Source organism: Corynebacterium curieae (assembly GCF_027570035.1).
GTDB lineage: Bacteria > Actinomycetota > Actinomycetes > Mycobacteriales > Mycobacteriaceae > Corynebacterium > Corynebacterium curieae.
Window position 1 is genome coordinate 102,925 of record NZ_JAKMUU010000001.1, and the last position, 22,823, is coordinate 125,747.

Here is a 22,823-nt window from a genome sequence, read left to right on the forward strand (position 1 = left end):
TCGCCATGGATATGCGCGCCGAAGTATGGTCACCTTTGCAAAACACCGCCGTCTGGCTCGGATCGTGGCTGTGGGGACACGAGACCACCGATGACTTGCTAGATGCGCTGACTGAACTAGGTGGACGCCCGGAGTGCTTGGACGAAGCCCCCTTCGTAGACTTGCTCTCGCTGCTACGCACCGAGACCGACGAGCTTACCGCCGAGCGCGGGGTACGAGCAGAACCCATCCTGCGCCTAGCGCTTTCCGGACCCGGCGAGCCACCAGCCTTACCCGCAGGCTCGAATTCCTATCGCGCGGCCGCACAAGGTTCTACTGGGGCAATCATAGTGCGCACCAATAATCCCTTGCTTCACCTAGTCCTCATCCCCCACATTCGCCACAGCCATACAGCATGGCAGGTGGTCGTCGAAAAGCAGCAGCTTCCAGCCCCCGCATGGCTCAGCCCTGGGGAGGCTGACGCACTCTTAGCGCAAGCCACGAATGAGTCTGCAGACACTATTGCCGCAACCGGATATAGCACAGAAGCGCTACCGAACCCCAGGCTTACGGTGGGGACTCTCAGCGACTTCTATGACACACCCGGTCTCCCCCGGTCCACGCCTGCCCGAGCAGCAAAGCTCTTTGCCCGCGCAGACCGAGTGGCAGCAATTATCGAAACCGTCACGGATCGAATCAACGACCACAGTCTAGATCCGCAACTGCTCCGCCTCTGGCGCCACATCCGGCAGGCTCGCATGACGGGTGTGGCCTATGCCCTAGGAGAATTCGCGCGCTAGCGACTCCAAATATCGCAGCACTCCGCCGCGCATGGAGTGCCGTTGACAGTGCACCCTTGGACGGTGACATTGCCGCTAGTTTCCCATTCGCGGCCCTGCTCCAATTCTTCCACTAGGTCAACTACCATCTCCGCAAAACGTGGCGTCGGACCTGCGGTTCGGGTGCGTAGGACCTTTACCCCCAATTCTTCAGCGGCCTTCTGCAGCTCGGAATCTAGATCCCAGATGACTTCCATATGATCAGAAATGAAGCCAATCGGACAGACGACGACGGTATCGACGCCTTCATTGCGGTTGAGCGCCGTAGTGTGGTCAACGATGTCCGGCTCCAGCCACGGGGTTCGTGGGTTGCCAGAGCGCGACTGCCACACCAGATCGTAGTGTGAAATTCCTGTCTGCTCCGCTACCAAACGCGCGGCTTCTGCCACTTGGCGGGAATATAGATTCTTATCGCCATTCACCCCTCCCGCATTGTCGTGGGCAACGGGCACCGAGTGGGCGGTAAAAAGAAGGCGGGTGGTGTCCAACTTATTCGCAGGTACCTGGTCCCAGATCTCATTTACCGCCGTGGCCATTTCGCCTACGAACTTGGGGTGGTCAAAGAATTGGCGAATCTTTGTGAACTCGATTTCAGGAAGACCTTGACTCTCTAGATGCTCGCGCATCTTCTCAATGTCTTCATCATATTGCCGGCAGGCAGAGTATCCGCCCCACGCCGAGGTAGCAAAAACAGCTACGCGCCGCACGCCGTCCTTGGCCATTTGCTCTGCGGTTTCGCTGGTAAAGGGGTGCCAATTCCGATTTCCAAAGTAGATCGGTAGATTATGTCCGCGTTTTTCCAACTCGCCACTGACATGATCGATAATCTCCCGATTGAGTGCATTGAGCGGACTTACGCCCCCAAAGTGATAATAATGCTCCCCAACTACCTCAAGGCGTTCACGCGGAATACCCCTACCGCGGGTGACGTTCTCCAAAAAAGGAACGACCTCCTCGTTTCCTTCTGGGCCACCGAAAGAAAGAACGAGGAGGGCGTCAAAGTTTTGGGCATTCTGTTGTGCGTCAGTCATGCCCTAAACAATACCAACCAAAAGTTGGAGATTAGAGAAGGCGCACGACATCCGGAGTAGCGCCGCCCCACCGAACTGGAACTACCGAAACAGTCTGACCAGACTGCGGCGCTTCAATCATCTGACCGTCGCCAAGATAGATAGCTACGTGCTGGTTGCCACCAGGCCCATAGAAGATTAGGTCACCGCGCTGCGCATTATCCCGGGATACCTTCTTACCCTGCTGATACTGCGCACCAGTGTAGTGAGGCAGATCCAAACCAGCGGCTGCATAGGCATACTTAACCAGGCCGGAGCAATCAAAGCCCGACTGACTAAAGTCACCGAAAGAGTCGGCCACCCCACCATCGCGCAGGCCGCCGGTGGGTCCGTTATTATCGCCGCCGCCCCAGACATAAGGAACGCCTACCTGGGACTCAGCACGCGAAATTACTGCCTCAATCTGAGCATCACGGCCAGCGTCTGCTCCCGTGGTGGACTCATCAGACTCGCTTAACTCATCCGTCTCAGGAGCATCAGCGCTAGCCGCCGGTGCGGTACTCGGGCTGCCAAGCCCAAGCAAATCGGACGATCCCTGCATAAGGGTGCGCACATCATCTTCGTCCACTGCCGCTGCTATATCATTCGCAATTCCGAGCGCATCGTCTACAGAGGAGCCGGTTCCAAAATCAACGGTTTGGAAAGTCGGAGTAACCCCCTTGTTGAGAGCGTTTCCAAAGTCCGCTTCTGGGGCAGTCTGGTCTTGTTCGGGTGCTTCTGAGGTAACTGGATCCTCTGCACCATTTGGCATTGACGGCGCCGGCTGGGAGCCCTCCCCAATAACCTCATCGGTAAAGCCTTCAGGCTTGTCGTTCTTAGTCAAGGTTTCAGGGTTGACGCGGAAATTGTTTTCAGGGCTTTCGTTATCTAGTCTCTGAGCTTGATTCAGGTCCGTGTCAAGAGTGTCCTGCTCACTCAATTCCACATTGTTCCCACTAGCGTTTTGGGACGCGCTCTCCTGCTGACGAGCAAAGGTAGCTTCTGCAAAACGCTGCGTAGCGTGTAAGCGTGCTTCATTTTGAGCCAGATTTCGGCGCTCTTTCGCAACTCGGCTCTCAGCAGCCTGCTTTTCTTCGTGTGCTTGCTGCAGCTCGGTCTCCAGGGCGACGACACGCTCATTGCTTGTATCGTGTCCCTCGCTCACCTGTGCCAACTCGGCGTTGATCTGAGCAATGCGTTCTTCGGCCGCAGCGGCATCTGGCTCAGCGCGATCCAACTCGGCACGGGCTGTTTCAACAACACCCTGCAATGAATCGGCGTTGGCTATCGCACGCTCAATCGTGGCGTGGTCTGATTCCTGGGTTTTGACGTTGTCTGGGGTTTGTACTGGCGCTTCATCAGCCCCGGCTGGGGCAACAGTAGAAAGCGTTGAGATGGCTGCGGTACCTGCTACTGCAGCGATAAAGGCGCGAACATGTCGAATGCGCGGAAGGCGAATGGTGGCCACTGAAATACTCCTAGATTGAACCCACGCATTTCCACTGAGGAGCTATCCGTACCGGCATCTAGGCATAGGAATGCCCGAGAGGCCCGCCTGCAGATTTCGCACAAACACAGGCGTCATCGCATGTCTTGCAGTGCAAGCTAGAAATGAGTTTCACAAAGATAGATCAAGGTACGCGAAACTAACCTCTAGCGACTGCGAGCGCTAAAGCGGTAAATGGATACGTAATGCCACAGCTGACTGAGACCTCACTCCAGGCGTGCTCTGTCGGTGGGCTATTGCGCACCCGATGGTTCTGTTATGGCCCGCTTAAAGTGCCTACGCTGAGCCCGGAGCTCAGCTAGCATTCTGCAACCGCGACTGTTTCTCTACAACAGCAATACCCGGATGCACACATGCTCGGCTAGGACGATTAAAGGTCTCTGTCTCTACTTGCCGGCCTCGGCATAGTAGCCCGTTAATGGTCTACAGACACTCTCGGCTCGAACCACAATTTCCCATGACTGCGAAGCCCACCAATTCATTAACGATCTTCGAGGCATACAAACCAGGATTTATGAGCAACCCCAATTCCGTAAACCCCAAATACGTTTTCGTTGCACTGAGCGCCGTGAGAACTGCCCTATGGGTTCTGGCGGATCTCGCCGCGGCGCCGACAGAGATTTGCCAAATGGTCTAGCCATACAGCAATACCATGCCGCCGAGGGCAAGTTGCCACAAACCATGAACAGGCCACACGAAGCTGGCCTTTGCGGAGTGATTAGGCGTTCTTTGAACCCGGTCCTATGGACATCTTCGCGCGCACCTTGCACATGGTGGCGAGCAGCAAGCTCGGCCCTGAAAGATGCACACCGAAATTTCCACACGGCGAGGTTCTAATGAACCCGTCTCACCTCATAAACGGAAGGTGGGTTTATGTGTAATTTTTTCGAACATTGCAATCGCTCAAGTTATTTACTTGCGCTCCCCTACTAACTTTCGAGGAGGACCAGGTTCATTGACTCCCAAGAACCGCCACTCGATTATCCATCTTTCGCTCGAGGCGTGCTTCCCCACATACCCGTGCGAGTGTTCTCGTGACTGTCAAGGCTAAGCCCATGAACTCAGAAAGCAAGAAATGTCTCCTGAGGCGACAACCGAACCATACGTCACGACACGCCCACTCCGCACAATTTTCCCCCAATTCCCGCGAGTCAAGTTAATTCACATGACACAACATGCGCATCTAACCTGCAATGATTTTGTTATCGTCCCGTTATTGTGATGTTGGTCACCTGCACACGGGTCAAACCCCCGCTCACGTTTACACCCACAGGGACGGAACGGGGCAGAGCGAACCACTCCCCCACCGAGAGTCAACCACTAAGTCTTTACTTTCCCCTCCCCTCCCCTCCCCTGTTTGACCCAGCATCACACAGGCTCGACGTCAAATGCTCGAACGTAAAGCGCCCAGTCCCTAAGGCAGGCTCCCGCACCTTTAACCGACCGAGACTGGAGCGCGATTGGTTGTTTAGAGAAGTCCGCGCACCATTCAAGTAGAGCCAACCTAGGACCGTATGCCAGCGACATGGCGACGAGTTTCTAGCCTATTCGGAATCACTTTTTCGAACAAAAGTAACGTTCCAGCAATGTTTCATCTTCAACTAATTAAGAACCGGGGACGCTTCGCCCCGCCCTAAAGCCGGGCCGCTATCTTTCGCGCCTCCCGCATCCCGCTTGTAGGTGCCCGAAATTATCGGCGCGCGGCGGCCCAATAAGAACTGACAAAGATAATTGCGGCAATTAAAGCGACCGATCCGACTACCGCGCTTACCGGGAACCTGATTTGGTCTAGCCCCGCGTAGTACTGATTCAAAAGCTCATTTTGCGCCAGTCCGGGCGCTAGGTGGGACTGGACAGCCTCAATGTCGGCACGACTATACGTGTCGCTCACAGAAGAGACGTATTGCGGGGTTTGTACGACAACCGTATCTAGCCCTGTTGCATCCTGAAGTTCCTGAGCTATGTCCCGAACATCAGGAGCTCGGTTTGCAGCTACATCAACCACCGCGATCCCATCTCCCTCCTTTAATCCCTTTGCCACATCAGCATTAAGATCAACATCTTGACCGTGGATTGGGTTCGTGTATGCCACACCGTCTTCGTGGAGCTGCTCTGCCAAGTCCGTAATATCTACCCCTGCGGGAATCACGTGTGTCCCTTCCTTAAATATAGGGCTAGTGAACCTTGTCTCCCTCAAGATACGAGCCGTCACTCGACGTTCAGCCCCTCAACTCGCCGGTTTTTGAGAAAAGGTGAAAACAGAACGCTTGTACTGTTACAATGGCAGCGACCGAAGGTTTTAGCCTCTACAATATCTAGGTGAACCATCGCGTTCTTTGTCGCCTTCAGCACAGCGGGCCCCATGGCCGCGTCAGATCACATTGACAGTCTGAAGCGCAGCGCACTCCCCCGAAGTGCTGCAGGGCGGCGATTAACAAACAGAACACACTGTTTATCAACAAGGAATGGAGCTCCCTGTGACTGAAAGCTTGAACTCCTTCGAGGCCAAGAAGACTCTTGATGTCAATGGCAAGTCCTACGACTACTTTGACATCAACGCCGTTTCTGGCTTGAAGAAGTTGCCGTACTCCCTAAAGGTGCTAGCAGAAAACCTGCTGCGCAATGAGGATGGCAAGAATGTAACCAAGGACCACATCAACGCCCTGGCTAACTGGGATCCGGAAGCAGAGCCAGATACCGAAATCCAGTTCACTCCAGCACGTGTCCTCATGCAGGACTTCACCGGCGTTCCTTGCGTTGTCGACCTCGCCACCATGCGTGAGGCTGTCTCCGCCTTGGGTGGTACCCCGGATCAGGTTAACCCGCTTAACCCGGCTGAGATGGTTATTGACCACTCCGTTATCGTTGAGGCTTTCGGTTCCACCGACGCGCTCGAAAAGAACGTCGAGATTGAGTACCAGCGCAACGAAGAGCGCTACCAATTCCTCCGCTGGGGTGCAGAGAACTTCTCTAACTTCCGCGTTGTTCCTCCGGGAACCGGCATTGTCCACCAGGTAAACATCGAGTACCTGTCCCGCGTTGTCTTTGATAATGAGGGACTTGCTTACCCGGATACCTGTATCGGTACTGACTCCCATACCACCATGGAAAATGGCCTTGGCATTTTGGGCTGGGGCGTCGGTGGCATTGAAGCAGAGGCTGCCATGCTGGGCCAGCCGGTCTCCATGCTTATCCCGAAGGTCGTAGGCTTTAAGCTGACCGGCGAAATTCCTACTGGTGTTACCGCAACCGACGTTGTCCTGACCATCACTGAGATGCTGCGTGAGCACGGCGTCGTCCAGAAGTTCGTTGAGTTCTACGGCAACGGCGTGAAGTCCGTGCCGCTGGCTAACCGCGCCACCATCGGCAATATGTCTCCTGAGTTCGGTTCCACCGCAGCGATCTTCCCGATCGACGAAGAGACCACCAAGTACCTTGAGCTCACCGGCCGCCCGCAGGAGCAGATTGACCGCGTCGAGGCGTACGCCAAGGCGCAGGGCATGTGGTTGGAAGAGGATGCTCCGGAGGCAAAGTACTCCGAATACCTCGAGCTGGACCTCTCCACCGTCGTTCCTTCCATCGCCGGCCCGAAGCGCCCGCAGGATCGCATCTTGTTGACCGAGGCCAAGGAACAGTTCCGTAAGGACTTGGATAATTACACCACCGATGAGGTCTGCGTTGATGAATCCTCCGTTGAGGCAAAGCGCATGTCTGCAGAAGGTGGCGCTCCGGCTATGGAAGACGTCACTGGCGGTTTGAACAAGGCTCGTGAGGGCCACGGAGAATCCTCTGCTACCGGTGCGAAGGGCCGTCACTCGAATCCGATTACCGTTGAGTCCCAAAATGGTGGCGAATTCACCTTGGACCACGGCATGGTTGCCATTGCTTCCATTACTTCTTGTACCAACACCTCCAACCCATCCGTCATGGTGGGCGCGGGTCTTATTGCCCGCAAGGCTGCAGAAAAGGGTCTCCAGTCCAAGCCGTGGGTTAAGACCATTTGTGCACCTGGTTCCCAGGTTGTTGATGGTTACTTCCAGCGCGCAGACCTCTGGAAGGACCTTGAGGCTATGGGCTTCTACCTCTCCGGTTTCGGCTGCACCACCTGTATTGGTAACTCCGGCCCGCTGCCGGATGAAGTCTCCGCTGCTATTAACGAAAATGATCTTGCGGCCACCGCAGTCCTTTCTGGTAACCGCAACTTCGAGGGCCGCATTTCTCCGGACGTCAAGATGAACTACTTGGCTTCCCCAATCATGGTTATCGCTTATGCTATTGCCGGTACCATGGACTTTGACTTCGACGAGCAGCCTTTGGGCCAAGATAAGGAAGGCAACGATGTCTTCCTGAAGGACATCTGGCCATCCCCGCAGGAGATTGAGGACACCATTCAGTCCGCGATCTCCCGCGAAATGTACGAGGCTGACTATGCCGACGTCTTCAAAGGCGATGATGCATGGCGCAACCTTGACGTACCAGAGGGCGAGACCTTCAAGTGGGATGAGGATTCCACCTATATCCGTAAGGCTCCTTATTTCAATGGCATGCCAACCGAGCCGAACCCGGTTGAAGACATCAAGGGTGCTCGCGTACTGGCGAAGCTTGGAGACTCCGTCACCACTGACCACATCTCCCCTGCGTCCGCTATTAAGCCGGGCACCCCGGCTGCGCAGTACCTCGATGAAAACGGCGTTGCCCGCCAGGACTACAACTCATTGGGCTCCCGCCGCGGTAACCACGAGGTCATGATGCGCGGTACCTTCGCCAATATTCGCCTGGCAAACCAGCTGGTTGACGTCACCGGTGGCTACACCCGTGACTTCACCCAGGAAGGCGGACCGCAGGCCTTCATCTTTGATGCTTGCCAGAACTACAAGGAAGCCGGCATTCCGCTCGTTGTCATTGCTGGTAAGGAGTATGGCACCGGCTCCTCCCGTGACTGGGCTGCCAAGGGCACCAACCTGCTTGGTGTGAAGGCTGTTATTACCGAATCCTTCGAGCGTATTCACCGTTCCAACTTGATCGGCATGGGCGTTATCCCGCTGCAGTTCCCGCAGGGTGAGTCCCATGAGTCGCTCGGTTTGGACGGTACCGAGACCTTCGATATTGAGGGTATTTCCGCCTTCAATGATGGCTCTATCCCCAAGACCGTCCACGTCACCGCTACCAAGGAGTCTGGCGAGACCGTCGAGTTTGATGCCGACGTCCGCATCGACACCCCGGGTGAGGCTGACTACTTCCGCCACGGCGGCATCCTGCAGTACGTCCTGCGTCAGATGGTCAAGAACTAAGAACTTCACTACGCCTCCTCTTAGCTCAGGAATTGGGCTAAGAGAGTAAGTTCGGTCGAAAGCGCGGGGTTGCACTGCCCTCTCCTGTGGAGGGCAAGGCGACCCCGCGTTTCGTCACGTAGACATTATTAATTATTTAATATTACTAAGCACTTTAAATTTAGACGTTTCCCATAAAGGAGAGTTCCCTGCTATGCCCATCGTGAGCGAATCTGAACTTAGCCGCCGTCGGCACGACATTCTCGTAGGTTCTCGCCGCTGCTTTGCAGAACACGGCTACGAGGGGGCTACAGTTCGGCTGCTAGAACAGGCAACGGGCAAGTCACGCGGCGCGATCTTTCACCACTTCGGCGATAAAGAGTCACTCTTTCTTGCCTTGGCGCAAGAGGATGCGGCTCGCCAAGCTGAAGTCGTTGCCCAAAATGGCTTGGTAGAAGTCATGCGCGAAATGCTTCAGCATCCTGAGCGCCACGATTGGCTTGCCACTCGCCTGGAAATCACCTCCCTCCTACGCACTGATCCCTCATTCGCCGCTCGGTGGAAGGAAAATCAGTCGGTTCGTGATGAGGCCGTGCGGGCACGATTGGCTTCCAATGCGGATAAGGGCCGACTACGTGATGATGTAGAAATCGACACCCTGGCCATTTATCTAGAGGTGTTCATGGATGGGTTCATCAACCGGCTCGCCTTGGGTGATACCGCAGAGTTGGAAAGTGTTCTTGATTTAGTGGAACAATCCATCCGCGGTACTCAGGCGAGCCGGCATTAATCCCGCGCATAGCCCATCCAGCTCTCGGCTGCGTCTTACCTCAGGGACGCAATGGCCGAGAGCATTTTTGCATTCGCTCAGCACTGTGGCGCCGGCAATACCTTCTCTTCGACTTGGGCATAAGTTGATATTTCCGCCATAAACTTTGGGTCGTGGCAGGCAACCACCAAGGCACTACCGGACTGCAGCGCGTAGTGGATTAGTTGGTGCATTAACCCCCGGTCCGCAGCAGAAAGCAAGGTATCTGGCTCGTCGAGCAGTACCTTCTGGCGGTGCTGCCCTATGACGTGAGCAACTTGCGCAAGGCGCAGGCGAGACGATGATAAATCGAGAGGGTGATCTGCAGGATTTAATCCCAGCAGGTCGCACAAGGTTGCATCGGGGACGAATTGCTCCACCGTGGAAAATACCGCCTGGTCAAACGGCGATTGCAGGGCAAGAGCTGGTGTATTCCGTACGACTCCTGCTCCATCGAGCCCGGCGGCGGCGCGCAGGAGCGTAGTCTTGCCGCTGCCATTATCACCGCGCAGCCAGGTCACCCCTGATTCCGCGATGGGGATTTCTACTGGGCCGACGCTAAAGGCAATTCCAGTGGGTTGGCTAAATTGCCACCACTTCTTTTTCGCTGCACCCCGGCGGGCCGTCAACGGACCTATGCTCCCCGTCCGGCCAGTCGGAGAAATCCGCGGCAGCTCGACGGGCCTTACGAAAGGTTCTCTTCCAATGATTTTTCCGCCCAATTCTGGCCAGGAAGTACTCGACACAGAAATGATGCAGGAATGCGGCATTGCCTGCAAAAGGCGAACCATTTGCGCGCGCGACTCAGAGTCAAGCCCGGCTGCAGGTTCACATACAATCACGATTTCCGGTTCGCGGATGGCCACAGTGGCTGCTGCTAACCTGCGAGTTTGGCCACCAGAAAGCTGCGTTGGGTTGTGTTCGCAATAGTCAGAAAGCCCCACTGCGCAAAGCATTCGCTCCCCACGGAGTTGCATCTCAGCAGCAGGCACGCCGGCGTTTTCGAGACCTAGGACTACTTCTTCCATGCAGGTTTCACGAAGAAAGCTAATCTGTGCTGAGGCATCCGTGCCGATGATGGCCTCGGTTGATAGGTCTTCCGCTAGCTGTGCGGCAACGTCTTCTACAGCTTTGGATGGCTCAACAAGTACCTGATAGATCGACCCAGGAGTGGGTTGAATGCGGGCTAGGTCCATTTAGCAATCACCACCACAAGGCTAATTAACGGAATGACAAGGCGTAAGACACGGGAGACCATGGTATCGGCAACGGGTCGCAGCAGACTACGTTGCCCTTCCTGGTCGAACCCGACGGCGGCCAAGGCCTGACCGCGTTGGGTTCCTTGGGTAAGGAGGCGGGCGATTACGGGAACAATGACACGCGAGATGGTATTGCGCCAGGTCACGGAGATGCCGGCTAGTTGATTAGCTTCCCGGACGCAGCACCACGCGTGCGCGCCTTGGGGCAGGGTTTGGAGGGAGGCTCCAACGATATACGCCACCTTATGGCCAGCGCGGGAAACTTGCAGCCATTTGGCGATATCAGCAATGCGAAGCGCTGCCATGGCTGCGATGAAGCAGGACATAAGGGCACAAAATCTTAAGGTGAGGTTGCCGGCAAGCGCCAGGCCGTCAGCAGTAATCAGCGGGAGCACCTGGTGATCACCATAGGGGGCATGGATAACCAGCATCGAAAGGGCCGCTGGCGTGCTCAGCGCCACCGTTGTCAAAATCACGGAGGCATTGCGGGTAGAGGCAGTACCGCACGCAAGAGCGATGAGTGCCACGCTTGCCGACGCCACCGGGGTATTCAGCGCCAAAGTAAGGAACCAGCCGCAGGCCGCCATGGTGACTACGGTGGCGGGATGGAGGCTTTGCATTAGCGTGGCTGGAGCGATTCCCGGGTGCGTTGCGGCAATGCCTTTACCGACGCCCAGACGATGAGGAAAACCAGTGCCTTATCCAGGGGATCCGAGATAAAGGACTGTAGCGTGACCGAGGCGATGAGGGAATTGCCTAGCTCTCGGAAGAGCGAGACGACCGCGCCCGTACCTAGACCCGCGGTGCCACCATAGACAAACGCGGCCACTGGGGCGGCGAGCATGCCGGAGATGATGCCGATAATAGCACCGCCGAGGACAACCCACCATACCTTGGTGAATGCGCCCTTCTTGATGATCAATCCGGAAAGGAACCCCGTGGCGGCGGACGCTGCAGCGAAGGGCAAGGCGGCAGGGTTGAGTAGTCCCCATACGACGGAGGACAACGTGCCGGTAGCTAAGCCAGCGATGGGGCCGGCGAGCGCGGCTACCAGGACAGTTCCCACGGAATCGATATAGAGGGGAATGCCGATAGAACCGATGATTTCACCGACGACAATATTGAGTACTAGTGCCACAGGGATAATGGCGATGGTTCGCGCCGGTAGCGCCGGGACGGTGCCAGCTAGAAGGAGCGCAGCGCCAATGAGGTAGCCGGCGAGGGTAATGAGTGCTTCGGTCGAACCTGCTACGGATTCCCAGTCCGTTGGCCGCAAAAGTACGAGGTAGATCCACGTTGCGGTGACAACAAGTGCACCCGCGATGAGCATGGCCTTGCGCGCAGGGGTGAGAGAAAGCTGTGACACAATAATAGTCCAAATCCAAATACCGAAAAAGGGCAGAGTAAACGCCAACCGCGGGTGGTGCTACTTTCCTATGTCACCTCGGAAAGCGGCCTCGCACGGCACGTGCGCCGCGGATAATAGTAGAGGTTCTGCTTGTTAAATGCCACTAATGCGAAGCCAAAAGCGTAAATCCCCGCGCGAATTCTTGGTGTGCAGCCTCAATGTCAGCAGCAGTTACCAGTCGCGCGTTATGGGCACGGCCCCAATGGTTGCGCAAATCCGCAACGCTTGTCCCCCGCAACAGCGGCGAGTCCGCTTCAACGGCAACGGTGGTCTCGGCCGCTTTATAGTTGATGCGCCCCAGAGCAATCATGCAGGTCAAAAGATCGTGAATCTGTGCTTGATAGCCCTCTCCTTGCTCCTGATGGAATTCAAAATAGAATCGCAGCACGTCCGGCAAAAATTCTGCTGCGGGGTGCTGCCCCAACAATTCCATAACCTCTCCTAGGCGCTGCGGGGTGAGGAGAAACTGTTCCGTTACTTCAAGGGAACACAGCGTGGTGGGAACTTGTGGGGCGGTAGAACGAAAGTGTTGAGCAGCGGCGTGTGGATCAACCCAAAAGTTCCACTCGGCAGTTGGCGTGGTGTTTCCGCGATAGTTCACTGCCCCACCCATGATCGTGATGGCGCCGAACCGTGCGGCAGCCTTGCTATGGGTTTCTTCGAACGCGGCTAGGTTGGTGACCGGCCCGGTGACGATAAGTTGCAGATCGTCATGGGCGGCTAAGGCTTCTTCCCATACCTGGCGCCAATCACGGTGGAGCGGCTCGGTAGCGGGAGCGGGGGCGGTCGCGTAGCCCAGTCCTGTCGGGCCGTGGGTCTCTGGGGTTGTAGTAAGTTCCACCTTGAGGGGCTGAGGCAGGCCGGGGGCTACGGGGACTTGGGAAAGCGAGCACAGATCCAGGATCCAGCGGGCATTGGCCGCAGTTTGGTCCGCTTCGACATTGCCGGCCGTGGTGGTAACGCCCACCAGCTCGATCTCACCGGCATGATGCAGGCCCGCTAAGTACATCAGGGCGAGGCAATCATCGATGCCGGGATCACAATCAATAAGTACAACTGGTCGCGAGGCAGTCATAATGCCAGCCAGTCTAGCGCCTTACTTGATGGAGCTTACCGGGTCTTTGCCATCGACAAAGGCGATAGGCGACTCCGGCAGGCTGTCGCGGCCGAGGGCTTCGACGATAACGTCCGCAACCAGCTCGCGCGAAGAAGTCATGGACTCTTGCAGCATCTTGTCCTCGATCAGCTCCAGTCCCTGTGCCCGTTCTTCGGTCAGCATCGCAGGCTTGAGGATGAGATGGGGGTAATCGGCCTTAACCAAACGGTTGTCTACTTCCTTCTTCGACTCAACGTAGGCATACCACTTTTCATCGGCGGGATCCGTGGTCGCTTCCTGGGAGCCGACATAAGAAATCATCAGGTAGGAGGGCAACTTCTTCCCCTCTTGCTCCAGCTTTTCCATCGCGTCGAGGGTAGCCAAGGCACCATCTCGGTCCACGGCCCAGGTGAGGTCTGCTCCACCGCGGCCGCCATTGCCAGCACCCCAGACAACAGCATCATAATCGGCGAAAAGCTCCGCCCATTGTTCAGCTGACTGCTCTGTAATATCTGCCACAACGGGCGTCGCCCCGAGCTTTTCAATATCTGCCTTCTGCTCAGGGTTACGAATAAGTGAATGGACCTCGTGGCCGGCTTCCACCAACTTTGGGGCGGTCAGAAGTCCGACCTTTCCGTGTCCTCCGATGTACAGAATCTTCTTTTTATCAGTCATACTTTCCCACCGTAACAACGACTCCTCAAACCTGCAGACGCCTCTATCCGAGCAGCTCCCATAAATGGCCACGGTGACTAGTACAAGCAGATAGAATTGCGTGCATGTATGCCATTATGACCGTTACCGGCGCCGATAGCACCGGCATCATCGCCGCCGTGACCACTACCCTTGCAGAACTCGATATCAACGTCATCGACGTCTCCCAGACGCTCATGGGCGGCTATTTCACCATGATCCTCCGCGTCGAATTCGATGCAGACAAGGTCTCCATCCAAACCATCAAAGAGCGTATGCGCCCCGTTGCGGAGGAAAAGCATCAGTCCATCCGCATCCAGTCCGAAGACCTTTTCACCGCGATGAACGAAATTTAATATGAGTACGCGATTTAATACCACCAATATCTTGGACACCATCGAGATGATTGAGAATTATCGTCTCGATATCCGCACCGTAACCATGGGCATCTCGCTCCTCGGATGCACCCGGACCACCATGGAAGCCACGTGCCAAGCAATCTACGACCGAGTCACTCAACAGGCAGGGCGCTTAGTTGAGGTGTGTGAAGGCATCGAGGGCGAGCTGGGCATCCCCATCGTGAATAAGCGCATTTCCGTAACCCCCATTTCCTTGGTGGTAGCCGGCGTAGAAGGAAACCCCGTCGACGCCGCGAAAGCCTTGGACAAGGCTGCCAAGGTGGTAGGCGTCAATTTCGTGGGCGGCTACTCCGCTTTGGTAGAAAAGGGCGCCACGACCGCGGAGCAGAAACTCATCAGCTCCATTCCCGAGGCGCTAGCAACTACCGACGTCGTCTGTTCCTCTGTAAATATCGCTAGCTCCCGCGCCGGCATCAACATGGATGCGGCGAAGAAAATGGGCGAGGTCATCAAGGAAGCTGCCGAGCTGACCAAAGACGATTCCGCCATCGCGTGCGCCAAGCTCGTGGTCTTTGCCAACTCCGTGGGAGATAACCCCTTCATGGCCGGCGCCTTCCACGGCATTGAAGAGCCCGATTGCGTGGTCTCCGTCGGTGTATCTGGCCCGGGCGTCGTCGACCGCGCTTTGGGTTCGCTCGAGGGAGCCAGCTTGGACCAAGTTGCGGAAGAGGTGAAGAAGGCTGCCTTCAAGATCACTCGCGCCGGGCAGCTGGTAGGCACCATGGCCTCTGAGCGCCTTGGAGTGCCCTTCGGCATCATCGACCTTTCGCTTGCCCCCACGGCCGAGTTGGGCGATTCAGTTGCCCACATCCTTGAGCATATGGGCCTTGACCAAGTGGGCACCCACGGCACCACCGCGGCCTTGGCATTGCTTAACGACGCCGTTAAGAAGGGCGGTATGATGGCGTGTTCCCGGGTTGGCGGACTGTCCGGATCTTTCATCCCCGTCTCCGAGGACAAGGGCATGATTGATGCGGTCAAGTCCGGCTCTATCTCTATGAATAAGTTGGAGGCCATGACCGCCATTTGTTCGGTGGGCTTTGACATGATTGCTCTGCCGGGCGATACCTCGGCCGCGACGATCTCGGGCATGATTGCTGATGAGGCCGCCATCGGCGTGATGAACCATAAGACCACCGCAGTGCGCGTCATCCCAGTGCCTGGTGCGCAGGTAGGCGACGAAGTCAGCTTCGGCGGCCTGCTGGGCTACGCACCCGTCATCCCTGTCAACCAGGTGGGCAATGCGCAGTTCATTAACCGCGGCGGCTTCATTCCTGCCCCGGTGCATGGATTCCGCAATTAGGGCCAGCGGCAAGCGCGCCGCGGCCTAGCTGGCGGCGTGCTCTTCGCCTGGATTTTCGGATTCCGCCCACGCGGCTAGGTTGGCTTGGAAGTGCTCGTAGGAGGACTTTAACTGCGCGAGCTCTACTTCGCCGCCAACTTGGCGGCAGGCATCGGAGTGGATGGCTCGGGCGGCATCGGCAAGCACGCTCCGGCGCTCTGCAGTGCGCAAGAGGGCCACAACCTTAGCCAAATTATCCAGCATGCTGAGGTAAATCTCTGCATTATCGGCTGCATCGCGCCGAATCTGCGCAAACATTGCCTCCACAATTTCCTCGTAGCTGAAAGTTTGATAGTCGAGCCGGAACGCGCCATCAACATGCACGATGCCCTGCGGTAGCCGGTTATCCCCTATGACGGTAAGGATTTGGGTAAAGCGGTCGATGATATCGATTACCGTAAATGGGTCATTAACACCCGTACTCAATGCTCGCGCGGCGATTTCCGCTAGGTGCCGGGCGGTAAACCGTGGATCATGAGCCGAGGCATTTTCGCGGTGCTGTGTGAGCACAATATGGCGTTCAATATCCTCTGGCAAGTGCGGCGCTCCATGCGCTATGACCTCCCCTTCAAGCACTAGATCACCCGGAGCCACGCCAAGGTGCACCGCACAATCCTCTTGCGCTGCTGCCTGCGCAATGGCGTCATAATCAACGAATTTCAGGTAACCGGTCTGGCTGCTGCGACCCTGTTCTGCTCCCTCGTAGAATTCCGGCCCCGGTGCGTCGGCTATCTTTTCCTCCTCACCCCGCTGGATCAGCCGGCGCATATGGTTCTCCACGTCCTGGGCAACCACGTGGACGACGTGAGACATGCTAATCGATTGCGCAATATGCACGATGAAGTAGATAAGAAAAACTACACAGGCCAGGGCCAACAGAACTGTCACGGCCACATTCAAGGAAGGAACGTGCTCTCCTTCCCCATCGCTCCCAGTGCGCACCGCGCGTAGGGACAACAGGGCAAAGATAAAGGTGGCAAGGTAGATCGCCAAAGTAGATTGGATGGAGCGGTCTTTTAAGAACTCGTGCAAAAGGCGCGGACCCATTACCGTGACGACGCCAGACAGCGCGGTCAAGGTGATGAAAAAGACGGTGCCGGCCAGAGAAAGCGAGGAGGTTGCTACCGCGCTCAAGATCCCTTGCGCGCTATCTGCGCTTCCGTCATAAAAGGGCGTCGCGCCCACGTCAAAACTGCTGTCTATTGCGATGAGTAACTCAGCGCCTGCGGCCGCGATAGCCACCGCTACGGCCGGGATCAGCCAAAACTTCTCCCGCCAAGCGGGCATCCTCTCCAGCAGCGTCTTCATGGGTTCCTAAGCTAGCTCCACGATCTCCATGTAGTCATCGGACCACAAGTCTTCATCACCATCGGGCATGATAATCACGCGTTCTGGGTCCAAAGCCTTCACCGCACCCGGATCGTGGGTCACCAGCACCACAGCTCCTGTGTACGTTTTAAGGGCGTCGAGCACCTGCTCGCGCGAGATGGGGTCCAAGTTATTAGTTGGCTCGTCTAATAGCAGTACATTCGCGCGGCTAGAGACTAGCGCGGCCAAAGACAAGCGGGTTTTCTCACCACCGGATAGAGTTCCAGCGGGTTGTTCGAGCTTATCGCCGGAGAACATGAAGGCACCAAGCAGGCTGCGCAATTCCTGCTGATCCGCATCCGGGCAAGCATCAATGGTGTTCTGCCAGACGGACTTATCCGGATCGATGGTGTCATGTTCCTGTGCGAAATAGCCGATGCGCAGGCCGTGGCCGCTGACGATTCCGCCCTCACCGTCGGTTCTTTCCACACCGGCCAGCAACTTCAACAGGGTGGTCTTACCTGCACCGTTGTAGCCGAGGACGACCACTCTAGAGCCCTTGTCGATAGCGAGGTCTACGCCCACAAAGACCTCAAGCGAGCCATACATTTTGGTCAGCCCCTTGGCATTCATGGGGGTTTTGCCACACGGGGCTGGCTCGGGGAATTTAATATTGGCGACCTTATCGGCCACGCGGACCTCATCAAGCTCATTCATCATGCGTTCAGCACGGTGGAGCATTTGCTTGGCCGCAGCGGCCTTGGTTGCCTTGGCGCCCAGCTTAGCAGCCTGCTTTTGCAGTGCAGAAGCCTTCTTTTCGGCATTCGCCCGTTCTCGGCGACGCCGCGCTTCATCCGTGGCTCGGGCATCGAGGTATTTCTTATAGCCCATGTTGTACACGTCAGCCTCGCCACGGACCGCGTCAAGGAACCACACCTTATTGCACACAGCCTCCAGCAACTCGACATCGTGGGAAATCATAATAAGCCCGCCCTCGTGCTTGGAGAGGAATTGGCGCAGCCACACAATCGAATCCGCATCGAGGTGGTTAGTTGGCTCATCTAGAAGCAGCGTGGTCTGGGATTTGCCGGAGCCTTCGGTCGCGGCAAATAGGATCTGCGCCAGTTCCACACGGCGGCGTTGGCCGCCCGAGAGGGTCTTGAGTTGTTGATCCAGCACGCGCTGCGGCAGGCCCAAGTTATCGCAGATCTGCGCACACTCGGAATCGGCCTCATAGCCGCCTAGGGACTCAAACTGTTCCTCCAAGCGGGAGTACTTCCGAATGGCCTTGTCCCGGAATTTATCGTCCGTGGCCGATTCCATGAGCTCTTGTTGCTTGGCCATTCGGCGCTTTAGATCATCCAAACCGCGTGCGGAGAGAACGCGCTCGCGCGCTGTCTGCTCGATATTTCCTTCGCGGGAATCTTGGGGGAGATAACCAATGGGGCCCGAGCGAGTTACAGAGCCGCCATAGGGCTCCGTCTCCCCTGCCAAAATGCGCATAGTCGTCGTCTTGCCAGCACCATTGCGGCCGATGAGGCCAATGCGGTCGCCGGGCTGCACGCGCAGGTGCTGCCCGGGGGCGTCGAGAAGCGTGCGAGCTCCTACCCTGACTTCGAAATCATTGGTTACAATCACGAAGAAATAGTCTAGCAATTGACTGCGCTGACGCTAAGACACGCTAACACCCCCAACAGCTGTTTCCCTAGACCGGGAAAAGCGCTGTTGGGGGCGAGTGCATAGTGCGCGATCTTAGACCGCGAAGCCGAGGGCCTGAAGCTGCTCGCGGCCCTCCTCAGTAATCATCTGCGGGCCCCATGGCGGCATCCATACCCAGTTAATGCGGACGGCGTCGGCCAGCTTATTGGCCTTGACGATGTCTTCCACTTGTTCCGCAATAACATCGGTCAGTGGGCAGGCCGGCGAGGTCAAAGTCATGTTAATCATGACAATTTCCTTGCCGTTGTCTACTTCAAACCAGAGGTCATAGACAAGGCCCAAGTCAACAACGTTAATGCCGAGCTCGGGGTCAATAACGTCACGCATGAATTCGGTGACATCAAAGGCTTTAGAAATCTGCTCTTCGGTCTGCTCCGGCCGCTCGCCGCTGCCGGAGAATGAAGAGTTCTCATTCTGATAAGGATCTACGGGATCGGTCATCTAATTCTCCACTTCAGTTAGTGCATCGGCGGAAGCGGCCTGGAAGGCCTTCCATCCGAGGAGCGCGCACTTTACGCGCGCTGGGTACTGGGATACTCCGGCGAAGGCAACGCCATCACCAATAAGGTCTTCATCGCCTTCTTCCTTGCCGCGAGAGGTGATCATCCTTTCAAACTCTGCCAGCTTCTCATTGGCTTCCGCAAGGGACAGCCCAACGATTTCCTCCGCCATAACCGAGGTAGAAGCCTGCGAAATGGAGCAGCCTTCCGCATCATAGGAGACGTCCTCTACGGTCTTGCCATCCTCAGATAGACGAACGCGCAAGGTCAGCTCATCGCCGCAAGAAGGATTCACGTGATGAACCTCTGCTTGATACGGCTCCCTCAGGCCAGCATGCTGGGGGTTCTTATAGTGATCCAGGATGACGTCCTGGTACATGGAATCTAGGTTCATGAGGCAACTCCAAAGAATTCGCGGGCGACCTTGATTGCTTCCACTAGCTTATCTACCTCTTCCTCGGTGTTATAGAGGTAGAAGCTAGCGCGAGCGGTGGACTGTGCCCCACAGGCACGGTGCAATGGCCACGCACAATGGTGTCCAACGCGAATGGACACACCATGGTCATCAAGAACCTGGCCCAAGTCGTGCGGGTGAACACCTTCCACGGTAAAGGAAATAGCACCACCACGATTTTCAGTGTCCACTGGACCAATAATGCGCAGACCGGGGATTTCCTTGAGCTGGCGCAAGGCGCGCTCGGTTAGCTTCTTTTCGTGCGCGTGGATATTATCCATGCCCACCTCGTCCAAGAATTTTACCGCGGCGCCAAGACCAACCACTTGGCTGGTCATCTGCGTGCCCGCCTCAAAGCGTGTCGGCGGCTTGGCAAAGGAGGTCTCTTCCATCTTGACGATCTCAATCATGGAGCCACCGGTCAGGAAAGGCGGGAGCTTCTTGAACAATTCCTCCTTGCCGTACAGCACGCCAACGCCGTTAGGACCGCACATCTTATGGCCGGAAAAGGCCGCGAAGTCCACATCCAAGGCGTGGAAATCTACCGCCATATGAGGCACCGACTGGCAGGCATCCAAGACAACCATGGCGCCTACCGCACGAGCACGGCGCACCAGCTCATCAACGTCCGCCACCGCGCCAGTGACATTGGACTGGTGGGTAAACGCAACGACCTTGACCGAATCATCGAGCTCGAGCGAATCAAGATCGATACGGCCATCTTCGGTCATGGAATACCATTTCAACGTAGCGCCGGTGCGAGCACATAGCTCCTGCCATGGCACCAAGTTGGCGTGGTGTTCCAACTCAGTTATCACAACGGTATCGCCCTCGCCCACGTAAAGGTCACCCGCACGCTCGTCGCTAAGCACATAGGCAACTTCATTTAGGGCCTCAGTGGCGTTTTTCGTAAAGGCGATCTCGTCGCGGTCCGCACCTATGAATGCGGCGATAGCTTGTCGCGCGGACTCGTAGGCGTCATCGGCCTCTTCCGCCAGCTGGTAGGAACCGCGGTGGACAGGGGCGTTCGTGTGCAGCACAAACTCCTCCTCCGCCTTCCATACCGGCAGCGGGCGCTGGGAAGTAGCGCCCGAATCCAGATACGCCAGTGGCTTATCGCCACGCACAGTGCGCTGGAGGATCGGGAACTGCTCCCTAATTGCGTTTACATCAAATCCAGTCATGAATCTTCTTTAGATAGTCGCGGTTGACCGGCCCGTGGTCGGTCCTTACTTCAGGAACTGGTCGTAGCCGTCAGACTCGAGCTGATCTGCCAATTCAGCGCCACCGGTCTTGATGACTTGACCGTCTGCAAAGACGTGCACAAAGTCCGGCTTAACGTAGTTCAGGATGCGCTTGTAGTGGGTAATCATCAAGATGCCACCATTGGTTTCCTTCTGGTAGCTGTTGATTCCCTCAGAAACGATGCGCAATGCATCAACGTCTAGGCCGGAGTCGGTCTCGTCCATAACTGCGAACTTCGGCTTGAGGATATCGAGCTGCATAACCTCGTGGCGCTTTTTCTCGCCACCGGAGAAGCCTTCGTTGACGGAGCGGGAGATGAAGGACTTATCAATCTTCAGGTTCTCGCGAGCCTGAGTAAGTTCCTTGTTCCATTCACGCAGCTTCGGTGCTTCACCGCGGATCGAGGTGACGGCGGAACGCATGAACTGGGAGACCTTGACGCCCGGTACCTCAGTTGGGTACTGCATCGCTAGGAAGAGACCGGCGCGGGCGCGCTCGTCGACGGGCATGTCCAACAGGTTTTCGCCATCGAGAAGCACCTCACCCTCAGTGACCTCGTACTTTGGGTGGCCAGCAATGGTGTAGGACAAGGTGGACTTGCCTGAGCCGTTCGGGCCCATGATGGCGTGAATTTCACCGGAGTTAATGGTCAGGTTGACGCCCTTGAGGATTTCCTTCGGCTCGCCGCCTTCTTCCGTCGGCAGCACCTGGGCGTGGAGGTTCTTAATTTCCAGAGTAGACATAATGTGTGGGTTTCCTTCTATGAAAGCTTTAGGCGGAGATCTTTTCCAGTTCTTCGGAAATGCGGTTTTCCAATTCCTCAGACAGGGACTGCACCGGGATGCGGTGGATGACCTCATTGAAGAAGCCACGAATAATGAGGCGGCGGGCTTCAGCCTCTGGAATGCCGCGAGACATCAAGTAGAACAATTCGATGTCATCGAAGCGACCAACGGTGGCTGCGTGGCCAGCGCCGGTGATTTCACCGGTTTCAATCTCCAAGTTAGGGATTGCGTCCGCGCGAGCGCCCTCGGTCAGGATCAGGTTGTTATTGGTCTCGTAAGTATCGGTGCCCTGTGCATTGGAGCGGATGAGAACATCACCTACCCAGCAGGTGCGGGCTTCATTTTCCTTAGTGCCCTGCAGCGCGCCCTTATACAGCACGTGGGAGCGGCAATTAGGAACGGAGTGATCCACCAGCATGCGGTTCTCAAAGTACTGGCCTTCGTCAGCGAAGTACACGCCCAGCAGCTCTGCGTCGCCGCCCTGCTCGGTGAAGTTCACGCGCGGCACAATGCGTACTACTTCGCCGCCGAAGATGGCGGAGTTATGGCGCAGCACGGAGTCGCGACCGAGCTGGGCCACGTGGTTGGACAGGTGAACCGCATCGTCTTCCCAATCAACGTCAACGACAACGGTTAAGTGGGCGCCATCTCCTACAATGAATTCGACGTTATCCGCGTGGGTGCCGGAGCCGACATACTTCAAAATGACGGTAGCTTCCGCGTGGTGGCCTACCTCAATGGAGGTGGCGCCAAAGGAAGTCACACCCTCGCCCTTGCCGGTGTAGGTAATAACGATGGGCTCTTCTACCTGAGCCTCTGCATCAATGGTGACAACCTGACCTTCAGGCATGGAGGTCCATGCCTGTGCAGCAACGCGGTCAGAGGGAGTACCCACACGGCCCAAGCGCTTATCATCACGAGTGACGGTCTCGGAGCTTACGCCAGGGTGCTCGCTGACGGTGACATCCTGTGCCACTGCCTCAGCGAATTCCCCATTGTGCAAGCCACGCAGTCTGCGCAGCGAAACAAAGCGCCACACCTCATCACGGCCGTGCGGCACCGGGAAATCCTCCACGTTGGTGGAGGTAAAGACGTCACCCTTGGTGATCTTATCCGGGTTGAATTCGTTCGAAGCGACCATTT

20 protein-coding genes are annotated in these 22,823 nt (G+C 56.5%); 5 read left to right on the plus strand and 15 right to left on the minus strand.

Annotated features, from left to right (window positions below; genetic code table 11):
- The first annotated feature begins 5 nt into the window (after positions 1-5).
- On the plus strand, positions 6-779 hold the full coding sequence (locus tag L8V01_RS00500) for a hypothetical protein (protein WP_269945232.1): 774 nt from the start codon (positions 6-8) through the stop codon (positions 777-779).
- Here the strand turns inward: L8V01_RS00500 and L8V01_RS00505 are convergent.
- The 3 genes from L8V01_RS00505 to L8V01_RS00515 all read right to left on the minus strand — a co-directional run bounded on the left by L8V01_RS00505 (position 776) and on the right by L8V01_RS00515 (position 5,523).
- The gene (locus L8V01_RS00505) at positions 776-1,849 is read right to left on the minus strand and encodes a ferrochelatase (RefSeq protein WP_269945233.1); all 1,074 of its coding nucleotides are present in this window, start codon (positions 1,847-1,849) and stop codon (positions 776-778) included. The genes L8V01_RS00500 and L8V01_RS00505 overlap by 4 nt on opposite strands.
- A gap of 31 nt (positions 1,850-1,880) precedes the next feature.
- Positions 1,881-3,335: an NlpC/P60 family protein gene (locus L8V01_RS11930; protein WP_269945234.1), complete on the minus strand. Its 1,455-nt coding sequence runs from the start codon at positions 3,333-3,335 to the stop codon at positions 1,881-1,883.
- Positions 3,336-5,064: 1,729 nt separating this feature from the next.
- Positions 5,065-5,523: an Rv1476 family membrane protein gene (locus L8V01_RS00515; protein ID WP_269945235.1), complete on the minus strand. Its 459-nt coding sequence runs from the start codon at positions 5,521-5,523 to the stop codon at positions 5,065-5,067.
- Between the two features lie 328 nt (positions 5,524-5,851).
- Between L8V01_RS00515 and acnA the strand changes: the two genes are divergently transcribed.
- Positions 5,852-8,665, plus strand: a complete 2,814-nt coding sequence (gene acnA, locus L8V01_RS00520; protein WP_269945236.1) for an aconitate hydratase AcnA — start codon at positions 5,852-5,854, stop codon at positions 8,663-8,665.
- 193 nt (positions 8,666-8,858) lie between these two features.
- On the plus strand, positions 8,859-9,434 hold the full coding sequence (locus L8V01_RS00525; protein WP_269945237.1) for a TetR/AcrR family transcriptional regulator: 576 nt from the start codon (positions 8,859-8,861) through the stop codon (positions 9,432-9,434).
- A 77-nt stretch (positions 9,435-9,511) separates the two neighbouring features.
- Here L8V01_RS00525 and L8V01_RS00530 read toward each other — a convergent pair whose 3' ends face one another.
- From L8V01_RS00530 to L8V01_RS00550, 5 genes are all read right to left on the minus strand, one after another.
- Positions 9,512-10,648 carry an ABC transporter gene (locus L8V01_RS00530; RefSeq protein WP_269945238.1) on the minus strand — a complete coding sequence of 379 codons (1,137 nt, stop codon included), beginning with the start codon at positions 10,646-10,648 and terminating at the stop codon, positions 9,512-9,514.
- On the minus strand, positions 10,639-11,331 hold the full coding sequence (locus L8V01_RS00535) for an energy-coupling factor transporter transmembrane component T family protein (protein WP_269945239.1): 693 nt from the start codon (positions 11,329-11,331) through the stop codon (positions 10,639-10,641). The genes L8V01_RS00530 and L8V01_RS00535 overlap by 10 nt, the downstream gene beginning before the upstream one ends.
- Positions 11,331-12,041 carry an ECF transporter S component gene (locus L8V01_RS00540; protein ID WP_269945876.1) on the minus strand — a complete coding sequence of 237 codons (711 nt, stop codon included), beginning with the start codon at positions 12,039-12,041 and terminating at the stop codon, positions 11,331-11,333. The genes L8V01_RS00535 and L8V01_RS00540 overlap by 1 nt, the downstream gene beginning before the upstream one ends.
- 181 nt (positions 12,042-12,222) lie before the next feature.
- Entirely contained in the window at positions 12,223-13,194 is a 972-nt protein-coding gene (locus tag L8V01_RS00545) for a nucleoside hydrolase (protein ID WP_269945240.1), read from the minus strand.
- Between the two features lie 21 nt (positions 13,195-13,215).
- Positions 13,216-13,890, minus strand: a complete 675-nt coding sequence (locus tag L8V01_RS00550; protein WP_269945241.1) for an NAD(P)H-binding protein — start codon at positions 13,888-13,890, stop codon at positions 13,216-13,218.
- Positions 13,891-13,994: 104 nt separating this feature from the next.
- Here L8V01_RS00550 and L8V01_RS00555 point away from each other — a divergent pair, with 104 nt between their 5' ends.
- Positions 13,995-14,264, plus strand: a complete 270-nt coding sequence (locus tag L8V01_RS00555; protein ID WP_179386521.1) for an ACT domain-containing protein — start codon at positions 13,995-13,997, stop codon at positions 14,262-14,264.
- A gap of 1 nt (position 14,265) precedes the next feature.
- Positions 14,266-15,630 (plus strand): PFL family protein, encoded by a 1,365-nt coding sequence (locus tag L8V01_RS00560; RefSeq protein ID WP_269945242.1) that lies wholly within the window; start codon positions 14,266-14,268, stop codon positions 15,628-15,630.
- A gap of 24 nt (positions 15,631-15,654) precedes the next feature.
- Here the strand turns inward: L8V01_RS00560 and L8V01_RS00565 are convergent, their stop codons facing one another.
- The 7 genes from L8V01_RS00565 to sufD all read right to left on the minus strand — a co-directional run bounded on the left by L8V01_RS00565 (position 15,655) and on the right by sufD (position 22,821).
- On the minus strand, positions 15,655-16,977 hold the full coding sequence (locus tag L8V01_RS00565) for a DUF2254 domain-containing protein (protein WP_269945243.1): 1,323 nt from the start codon (positions 16,975-16,977) through the stop codon (positions 15,655-15,657).
- Positions 16,978-16,983: 6 nt separating this feature from the next.
- The gene (locus tag L8V01_RS00570; protein ID WP_269945244.1) at positions 16,984-18,615 is read right to left on the minus strand and encodes an ABC-F family ATP-binding cassette domain-containing protein; all 1,632 of its coding nucleotides are present in this window, start codon (positions 18,613-18,615) and stop codon (positions 16,984-16,986) included.
- A 114-nt stretch (positions 18,616-18,729) separates the two neighbouring features.
- Positions 18,730-19,137 carry a metal-sulfur cluster assembly factor gene (locus L8V01_RS00575; RefSeq protein ID WP_269945245.1) on the minus strand — a complete coding sequence of 136 codons (408 nt, stop codon included), beginning with the start codon at positions 19,135-19,137 and terminating at the stop codon, positions 18,730-18,732.
- Positions 19,138-19,590, minus strand: coding sequence for a Fe-S cluster assembly sulfur transfer protein SufU (gene sufU, locus L8V01_RS00580; RefSeq protein ID WP_269945246.1), 453 nt, complete (start codon positions 19,588-19,590; stop codon positions 19,138-19,140).
- Positions 19,587-20,834 (minus strand): cysteine desulfurase, encoded by a 1,248-nt coding sequence (locus L8V01_RS00585; RefSeq protein ID WP_269945247.1) that lies wholly within the window; start codon positions 20,832-20,834, stop codon positions 19,587-19,589. The genes sufU and L8V01_RS00585 overlap by 4 nt, the downstream gene beginning before the upstream one ends.
- A gap of 45 nt (positions 20,835-20,879) precedes the next feature.
- Entirely contained in the window at positions 20,880-21,638 is a 759-nt protein-coding gene (gene sufC, locus L8V01_RS00590; RefSeq protein ID WP_259886736.1) for a Fe-S cluster assembly ATPase SufC, read from the minus strand.
- 28 nt (positions 21,639-21,666) lie between these two features.
- Positions 21,667-22,821: a Fe-S cluster assembly protein SufD gene (gene sufD, locus L8V01_RS00595; protein ID WP_269945248.1), complete on the minus strand. Its 1,155-nt coding sequence runs from the start codon at positions 22,819-22,821 to the stop codon at positions 21,667-21,669.
- Positions 22,822-22,823: the final 2 nt, after the last annotated feature.